We start from the raw sequence: 3,848 nt of genomic DNA on the forward strand, positions 1-3,848 counted from the left end.
TCCGCCTCGCCGAGCCAGGTGCGGGTGCCGAGAATCACCAGCAGCGACAGGAACAGGCCCAGCGTCGCCGTGGTCTGAATCCATGAGGTGTAGAAGCCGCGCCGGCCATGCGGGGCGTGCTCCGCCACGTAGGTCGCGGCGCCGCCATATTCGCCGCCGAGCGCCAGGCCCTGGAACAGCCGCAAGACGATGAGGATGACCGGTGCCGCCATGCCCCAGGTCGCGTAGTTCGGCAGGATGCCGACGACGAAGGTCGAGGCGCCCATCAGCAGAATGGTGATGAGGAAGGTGTATTTGCGCCCGACAAGATCGCCGAGGCGGCCGAACACCAGCGCGCCGAACGGACGGACCGCGAAGCCCGCGGCAAACGCCATCAGCGCGAAGATGAAGGCGGCGGTCGGGTTGACGCCCGAGAAGAACTGCGCGGCGATGATGGCCGAGAGCGAGCCGTAGAGATAAAAATCATACCATTCGAAGACGGTGCCGAGCGAAGAGGCGAAGATGACCTTCTTCTCCTCGCGCGTCATGGGCGCCGTCGAGACGACGGGACCGGCGGTGGTGACGCTCATGGTCTTTATCCTTCCCCAAAGTAAGACATTATCCGCACCAGACGTGCGCCATGCCCCGCGGCGATGACGCGCGTCAAAATGCGCGGCGCGCGACATGCGCGCCCGATGAGTGCTGTCGAGGCTTGGGGGTTCGTGGCGAACGCCCGTCGCTCGGATCGTTGTCCTCCCGGAACAGTCCGCCATCTGGCGCGGCGGTACGGTGTCCGGCTTCGTTGCACATCGAATTACTGGCATTCGACATGCCTTAGGGAAAAGTCTGACGAATTCGCTCGATGTTGACGATTGGCAATTGGTCGTAAATCGACGGTTGCACCCTCGTCGAATGCATCCGGCACGCCGGGCGGGCGGCTTTTCGACTTTTCACGATGCCGAAGACGCACGAAAACCCGCGCCGCGCCGGCAGGGGGCCGGCGCGGCGAAGAGGTTTGACGAAGATGTGCGGCGGAGATGTGCGGCGACCGGCACGGTGATTCGCCCTGGAAGCCGCCCAGCGGCAGCGGGGGCGAGGCCGGCGTTTTGCCTACAGGGACTGCTGCTGCGGCAGGGAGCCGGCGCCGCTTTCGCGCCGGTCGTGGCCGGCGTCGAGAGCGCCGCTCACCGGCCTGCGGTTATCCGATTCGAAATCCACGAAGCCGATCGAGTGCGAGTACAGCGCATAGGTCTGGAAGGCATGACCGTAGAATGAGTCGATGTGATATTTCTGCGGAACCGCATCCATGGTCTCGATGACCCTGGCGATGGTCGCCTTGTCGCGGAACACGCAGAAATGCGCGCCGTTGCAGATGTAGGTCTTCTTGATCTGCGGCAGATAGGCGGGAGCGCTGCGAAAGGCGTTTCTTTCCCAAGGCTGCTTCTGCCTGACGCCGTTGCTGACGACGGAGTGTTTCCTGAACCGGGCATTGTACAGGATGATTTCCCAATCATCGGGAAGCGAGGCCGGCAGCGCGAGGGTTTCGCCGAAGAAGCCCTTGCGGATCTTGATATCGTCCTCAAGCACGATGAGCCCGCCCTCGGCGAGCTGATCGAACCCATGCGCCAGCGCCTTCCGATGCGACTTCCAGATGCTGAGCACGTTCAGCGAGTGTGCCCGCTCGCCGCCGGCCTGGTCCGGCGAGAGCAGACGCACCGCCGAAATCCGCTCGGCCGGCCAGCGGCAGGGCGCCAGGACATGCTGCATATTCGCAAGACGATCTGTTCTATGATCAAGATTTATAAACAGAAGATGATCGATACTGAATGACTTTATATTCATACCGAAATCTCATGGTTTGTGTGTTTCGAATCTAAATTTCCAGAATTGACGTAATTATTGCTCGATAAGCCGAGCCGACCCGTCCGCGCCTCTTTGAATGGGAGAGGCTCGTTGCGCACAACCTTGGGTGAATCGATGTGTTCGTCGCTTCACATGACGTAGAGGATCAGTCCATCACGTATCGTTAAGGTTGTCTATAATGTTTGCGCAACTTTAAAGTGTGTACGTGGGCGCGTGTCACGACGCGTCACCGGGCTCCTGCGGCGAGGAGCGGGAAGCTGGCTGTGGTGTCGTGGAGGTGAACGATCGATCCGGCCGCGTATCGCAGCGCCCCGCCGGGATGGCAGCCTCTCGCCCAGCATGGGGAGTGCGGGCAGGCGCCAAGGGGGAGGGCTGCGAAGGGAGTGCCGGCCGGGGGCCGCCGGCGCCGATTTCGTAGGGACGGGTGGGCCGGGCGGATCGGCGCGGCATCTGGCGTAGAGAGCAGCGCCCTAGGGCGCCGCGCTCGTCTCGGGGGTGTTCTTGCGCCCGGTCGGGAGGATCAGGGGCGCGAGATGGCGCGCCGCGCCATGTGCAGCGCCAGCACCGCGGCGTTCGACACGTTCAGGCTGACGATGGCGCCGGGCAGGTCGATTCGCGCCAGCACGTCGCAGGTCTGGCGGGTGAGCTGGCGCAGGCCCTTGCCTTCCGCCCCCAGCACCAGCGCCAGCGGCGCGCGCAGCTTGGTATCGGCGAGGTCGGCGGCGCCCTCGCTGTCCAGGCCGACGACGAGCACGCCGCGGTCCTTCAGCTCGTCGAGCGCACGGGCGAGATTGGGCACGAAGCAGAACGGCACATGCTCCAGCCCGCCCGAGGCGCTTTTCGCCAGCACGCCGGTGGCGGCCGGGCTGTGGCGGGCGGTGGTGACGATGGCGCCGACGCTCAAGGCCGCCGCCGACCGCACGATGGCGCCGACATTGTGCGGATCGGTGATCTGGTCGAGCACCAGGATGAGGTCGCTTTCCGCCGCCTGCGCGAGGCTGGGCGAGGGCAGGGGATCGGCCTCGGCGAACAGGCCCTGATGCACCGCGTCCGCCTCGAGCAGGCGGTCGATCTCGCCGGGGCGGACCAGCTTGGGCTCCAGCTTCAGCGGCACCTTCTCGTCGGTGAGGCGGCGTATCGCATTCTCGGTGGCGAGCAGGCGGCGGATGCGCCGCTGCGGATTGCGCAGCGCCTCGCTGACGCTATGCCAGCCATAGAGGATGGCGACATCGTCCGGCCAGGCGCCGAACGGCCGGCCGGCGGGACGCTCGCCACGCGACGCGCCGCCGCGGGCGCCGCCGCGGGTATGGAAGGGCTGGCCTTTGGATGGTGGGCGGTTACGTTCGCTCATGCTCCGGTTCATGTCACGGCGCGCAGCGCATTGCAATTTCATCCACATGCCCGACGAGGGTAAGCCCTCCCGGCGGGGTTGACAGGGGGCGGGCACCTCACCATAAAGCGCGCCGCACGAACCGACGCGGCTTCGCACCGGTTCGATGGTCGAGAGACCGGGGTCGAAAGACCGGAGACGCCGTTTTTCAAGCGTTCCGGCCGCGACCGACGTGCAAGGGGGAGTGTCCCGAGCGGCAAAGGGGGCGGACTGTAAATCCGCTGGCTACGCCTTCGTAGGTTCGAGTCCTACCTCCCCCACCACGTCGCCCGTAGCCGGCGTACGAAGACGCGAGCGCGGGTGTAGCTCAATGGTAGAGCAACAGCCTTCCAAGCTGATGACGAGGGTTCGATTCCCTTCACCCGCTCCAATCCCCAGTTTTCATGAACCTGTCACCGATCGCGGTTACGGCCCACCTTTCATGCCGGCCAAGCCCGGCATGGCTTGGCGTCCCTGCGACCGACTCGCGCCGTTTGGAACGCGCGTCTTGCGAAAGGGTCGGAAACCGCCTATCCCACGCCCCGATTTTGCGACCGGGAATGTCGCTGAAGGAAGCGAGCAATGGCCAAAGAGAAGTTCAACCGTTCGAAGCCTCACTGCAACATTGGTACGATCG

At 64.8% G+C, this 3,848-nt stretch carries 3 protein-coding genes and 2 tRNA genes; 2 read left to right on the top strand and 3 right to left on the bottom strand.

All coding sequences use genetic code 11. From position 1 onward, the window contains the following. From KHC24_RS25005 to rlmB, 3 genes are all read right to left on the bottom strand, one after another. On the bottom strand, positions 1–569 hold a 569-nt coding region (locus KHC24_RS25005), incomplete at its 3' end, for an MFS transporter (RefSeq protein ID WP_246546298.1). Positions 570–1,089: 520 nt separating this feature from the next. Next, on the bottom strand, positions 1,090–1,746 hold the full coding sequence (locus tag KHC24_RS06795; protein WP_213361453.1) for a hypothetical protein: 657 nt from the start codon (positions 1,744–1,746) through the stop codon (positions 1,090–1,092). Positions 1,747–2,362: 616 nt separating this feature from the next. Next, on the bottom strand, positions 2,363–3,193 hold the full coding sequence (gene rlmB / locus KHC24_RS06800; RefSeq protein WP_213361468.1) for a 23S rRNA (guanosine(2251)-2'-O)-methyltransferase RlmB: 831 nt from the start codon (positions 3,191–3,193) through the stop codon (positions 2,363–2,365). A 217-nt stretch (positions 3,194–3,410) separates the two neighbouring features. Between rlmB and KHC24_RS06805 the strand changes: the two genes are divergently transcribed. Further along, positions 3,411–3,495: transfer RNA gene (locus tag KHC24_RS06805), tRNA-Tyr, on the top strand. 33 nt (positions 3,496–3,528) lie between these two features. Next, a tRNA-Gly gene (locus tag KHC24_RS06810) sits at positions 3,529–3,602 on the top strand. The last annotated feature ends 246 nt before the right edge of the window (positions 3,603–3,848 follow it).

This window comes from Ancylobacter defluvii, from assembly GCF_018390605.1.
In the GTDB taxonomy this organism is placed as follows: Bacteria; Pseudomonadota; Alphaproteobacteria; order Rhizobiales; family Xanthobacteraceae; genus Ancylobacter; species Ancylobacter defluvii.

Bases quoted from the DNA above. Each gene is read 5' to 3' on its own strand.
- KHC24_RS06795 (WP_213361453.1), bottom strand. From the start codon at position 1,746: ATGCAGCATGTCCTGGCGCCCTGCCGCTGGCCGGCCGAGCGGATTTCG.
- rlmB (WP_213361468.1), bottom strand. From the start codon at position 3,193: ATGAGCGAACGTAACCGCCCACCATCCAAAGGCCAGCCCTTCCATACC.